Below are 4,055 nucleotides of genomic sequence, written 5' to 3'. Positions count from 1 at the left end.
AAAGGAGCAAGAATGCTGCAGGTGCATTACGATCAGGAAGTGCTGAGCCTGGCCGCCGCCAGGCTCTTTGCCGACGAGGCACGCCGTGCCGTGGAGAAGAAGGGGCGCTTCGATGTGCTGCTCTCCGGCGGCGAAACGCCTCGCCGCTGCTACGAACTGCTGGGCCAGGAGCCGCTCAGGAGCGAGGTCCCCTGGCACGCCGTGCACCTGTTCTGGGGGGACGAGCGCTGGGTCCCGCACAACGACCCCCGCAGCAACTTCGGCATGGCCCAGCGCGCCTTCATCGAACGGGTCCACCTCCCCATGAGGCAGGTTCACCCGATCCCCTTCGCCACGACGCCCCAGGAGTCGGCGCTTCGCTACCAGGCGACGCTGCGGGAGCACTTCGGGACGGGGGAGCCCCGCTTCGACCTGGCCCTGTTGGGGCTGGGCGATGACGGCCATACCGCCTCCTTGTTCCCCGGCAGTCCCGTCCTCGAGGAAAGCGAGCAGCTGGTCTGCGCCGTCGCCCCGGCCAGCCAGCCTCTGCAACGGGTGACCGTCACGCCGCTTTTGCTCAACCGGTCGGCGCTGGTGGCCTTCCTGGTCTCGGGAAGCGGCAAGGCAGCCATCCTGCGGCGCGTGCTGGAGGGAGAGCGGGATCCCCGGCAGCTTCCCGCCCAGGCGGTGCACCCCTCCGGTCGTCTGGTCTGGCTGGTGGACAGGGACGCCGCCCGCCTCCTCTCCGACAATTCCCTGGCGGACCCCGCCGTCTCTGAGGGCAGGTGACCCCATGACCTACCGGGACCTTGCCGCCGCACTGCACGTCTTCGACCTCGGCGAGCGCGCCAGCCTCCAGGATATCAAGCAACGCCACCGGGAACTGGTCAAGCGCTGCCACCCCGATACCGGCTCCGCCTCCGATCCTGCCGAAATCCGCAAGGTCAACGCCGCCTACCAGATCCTTCTCGAATATGTCAGCACCTACCGCTTTTCCTTTGCAGAAGACGAGTTCTACGAACAGAACTCGGAAGAGCGCCTTCGTCGACAGTTCTTCGACGAGGGGATGTAGGGCAAGGGCAACCGCTGAGAGCTCCCGAACCTTTCCCGCCGGAAAGTGGACTGACTGTGGGAATTGTTATGCCGGTAGTATGTGATATGTTTAATGCGTTGCTCTGATAGGAGGCCGCCAATGATCAACTGTGAGATCGCCATGAGGGCTGCTGAGACACTGCTTGAGAGTATCCAGAAAGGGGCACAGCCCAGTGAGGTTCAGCTGAAGCGCTGTCTTTCCCTGCTGGAGGTTGGGCTGGAAGAGGTCACCCGGCCCCATATAGTGTGGGGGCGGCGAACCATCCGGATCATCCGGGATCAGTGGCCGGAGGAGAGGTGTGCCGAAGCCCTCGACTACGTGCGGCACGAACTGGTGGAGCGTTCGGCCGAGGCGGGGGAGGACATCCTGGAAGAACTGCTGGAGAGGTACGAGAAACTGCATCCCGCCACCGATCAACAACCGTCCTAGACGGGCACACACCAGGAAAGGAGGTGACCCAGCAGAGGTAGATCATGTCCCGCCGATCCACCCAAAAGGAGGCAAACCATGGTTCAGCCGGCACCTTGAGCGACAGCCCGGGCCAACCGCGTCCCGGGTACCTAACCTGCACCGGTCAACGCTTCCTCCTCAATCACCCCAACAACACCATCTTCTGCAGTCCACTCAGGCTCCCGTGCCACCATCTGTCGTATTTCACCTCTCCGTAGGTGTCAAAATATTGTCAAAAAGGGGCTTAAAGTGCAGGAAATGGCATAATTGCAGAGAAATACCCGTAGTTCGTCAATCCATGCGGTTCCGCAATCCACAGTTCCGTGGAAAACACTGTGGATAACTTTCCAAACACGAACCGGATGTTGCGCTGGTTCTTGAGATTTTACCTTTTTGCCTAAGTTTTAGGCACTGTACCAGCGTTCTCACTGGTCCGCTGGTATCTGCCCGTAATGCCGCTTGATTGCATGTCTGGCGAAATATGCTAATACTTGCCTCTGTGCCGGCCGATGGCGAACAAAGCCGGACCGGGTATCGATAACAACGAACAGGGAAGGGAGCGGCCCAGTCAGGGATCAAGGATATTTCGGGAGGAGACCATGGTAGAGAGCTGCGACCTGACGAGCAGGCACTGCAAGCCGTGTGAAGGAGGAACCCCGCCGCTTCCCGGGGCGGAGATCGAGCGCTACCTCGCCGATCTCCCCGGCTGGGAACGGCATGACGCGGTGATCTCCAAACGCTTCGAATTCAAGAATTATTGCCAGACCATGGGGTTTGTGAACGCGGTGGCCTGGATCGCCCAAAGCCAGGGGCACCACCCGGACCTGGAGGTTTCCTACCGCAATTGCCGGGTAAGCTACACCACCCACGCCATAGGCGGCCTCTCCGAAAACGACTTCATCTGCGCGGCCAAGGTGGAGGCGCTTCTTACCTGAACGCGAAGGAGAATGCCATGCAAGATTGGAACGTCGTGATCACTGTCCATGACGATGCCTACAACAAGGCCAAGAATCTCCTTGAACACTACGGCACGGTCGCCAAAACCGACTTCTTCAACATACTGGTCATGCGGGTCGCCGATCCGCGGCGCTTCCTCGATGAGTTGCGCGAGGAAGGGGAGCGCGACCCGCAGTACCTCTCCCCGCTTGCCCGAGTGCTCCCCGTGTACCAGACCTTCACCTTCCAGACCCCGCCGGAATTCGAGGACAAGGCCCGCCAGGCCGTGCTATCCTGGATACCGACCCTCTCCTCCAAGAGCTTCCACGTCAGGATGCACCGCCGCGGTTTCAAGGGGAAGCTGTCGGGGATGGAGGAGGAGAAGTTCCTGGACAGCTACCTGCTAGAGGCGTTGGAACTGGCGGGCGGCAAGGGACGGATCACCTTCGACCGGCCCGATGCCATCATCGCTGTGGAAACCATCGGTCCCCGGGCCGGTCTTTCGCTCTGGACGCGGGAGGAGCTTGAGCGCTACCCGCTGCTCCATCTGGATTGAGGAAGCGTAACGAGCCAAGCCGATCTGCTTAAGCCCCCGTCTAACGAGGCGGTCGATTAACCTGTTGGTGAGAAAGCGAGAACAAGATGAAGAATCCGTTTCCACTATCGAAGGTGTATTGCCTGATGGAGACCGGTCCTGTCGTTCTGGTCACCACCGCGGAAGAGGGAAGGATGAATGTCATGCCGATGTCCTGGCACATGATGATGGACTTCGAGCCTCCCCTGATCGGCTGTGTGATCAGCAACCGGAACTTCTCCTACGGCGTCCTGCAGCGCACTGGGGAGTGCGTCATCAACATCCCTACCCGGGAACTGGCCGAGAAGGTGCTCGGCTGCGGCAACGTCTCGGGAAGGTCGGTTGACAAGTTCCAGCAGTTTGGCCTCACCGCGGTGCACGCCTCGGAGGTCGGGGCTCCGCTCATCGAGGAGTGCTATGCCAGTCTCGAGTGCGTGGTGGTAGACGCCCAGATGACGGAGAAGTACGACATGTTCGTGCTGGAGGTGCGCCAGGCATGGGTCGACCCCCGTCACCAGCGCCCGCAGACCATCCATCATCAGGGGTGGGGCTCCTTCATGGTGGCAGGCGAGACCATTGAGTTTCCCTCCGGCAAGAGATGAGTTGTCTGGATGGGTGCCATTTTTGAAGCACCCTTCCAAATATAAGGCCAGTTTCTGTGCATCTGCCCACCCGATTCCACTGGCCTCCTTCCTTCAGTAGATCATAACCTTCCATCTTTCAGCTACCTACGACTTAATGAAAACAGTGCAGACCTTGGCACGGATATCGCTTCTAATAAGACTAACAGGGTCCGATTGGGCCGCTGACTCCCCGCTCGAAGGGAGCTCAGCGGTCGGTGAGGCGTCTGATCATCAAGAGAAGCCGGGATGGAAAGGCGGGGAGGGGATCATGGAACCAATCGTTATAGTCAGTGCAGCGGTCGTCGTCGGTTTCGCAATTCGCGCCCTCAAGGACACCATTGGTGATCTCAGGCAGGATGGATGCTGGGATTCGCTGGTCTCCATGCTGGACAGCTTGATC

6 protein-coding genes are annotated in these 4,055 nt (G+C 60.2%); all 6 read left to right on the top strand.

All coding sequences use genetic code 11. From position 1 onward, the window contains the following. On the top strand, positions 1-768 hold a 768-nt coding region (gene pgl / locus VJ604_RS18550), incomplete at its 5' end, for a 6-phosphogluconolactonase (protein ID WP_324085066.1). A 4-nt stretch (positions 769-772) separates the two neighbouring features. Beyond that, positions 773-1,051 (top strand): J domain-containing protein, encoded by a 279-nt coding sequence (locus VJ604_RS18545; protein ID WP_324085065.1) that lies wholly within the window; start codon positions 773-775, stop codon positions 1,049-1,051. Between the two features lie 120 nt (positions 1,052-1,171). Beyond that, positions 1,172-1,501, top strand: a complete 330-nt coding sequence (locus VJ604_RS18540; protein WP_324085064.1) for a hypothetical protein — start codon at positions 1,172-1,174, stop codon at positions 1,499-1,501. 620 nt (positions 1,502-2,121) lie between these two features. After that, entirely contained in the window at positions 2,122-2,457 is a 336-nt protein-coding gene (locus tag VJ604_RS18535) for a 4a-hydroxytetrahydrobiopterin dehydratase (RefSeq protein WP_324085063.1), read from the top strand. Between the two features lie 17 nt (positions 2,458-2,474). Continuing rightward, positions 2,475-3,014, top strand: coding sequence for a THUMP domain-containing protein (locus VJ604_RS18530; protein ID WP_324085062.1), 540 nt, complete (start codon positions 2,475-2,477; stop codon positions 3,012-3,014). 86 nt (positions 3,015-3,100) lie between these two features. Continuing rightward, positions 3,101-3,634: a flavin reductase family protein gene (locus VJ604_RS18525; protein ID WP_324085061.1), complete on the top strand. Its 534-nt coding sequence runs from the start codon at positions 3,101-3,103 to the stop codon at positions 3,632-3,634. Positions 3,635-4,055: the final 421 nt, after the last annotated feature.

The sequence above is a fragment of the Geomonas sp. genome (assembly GCF_035254065.1).
In the GTDB taxonomy this organism is placed as follows: domain Bacteria; phylum Desulfobacterota; class Desulfuromonadia; order Geobacterales; family Geobacteraceae; genus Geomonas.
Note: the sequence above shows the minus strand (reverse complement) of the source record. Positions and strands in the feature narration are given on the sequence as shown.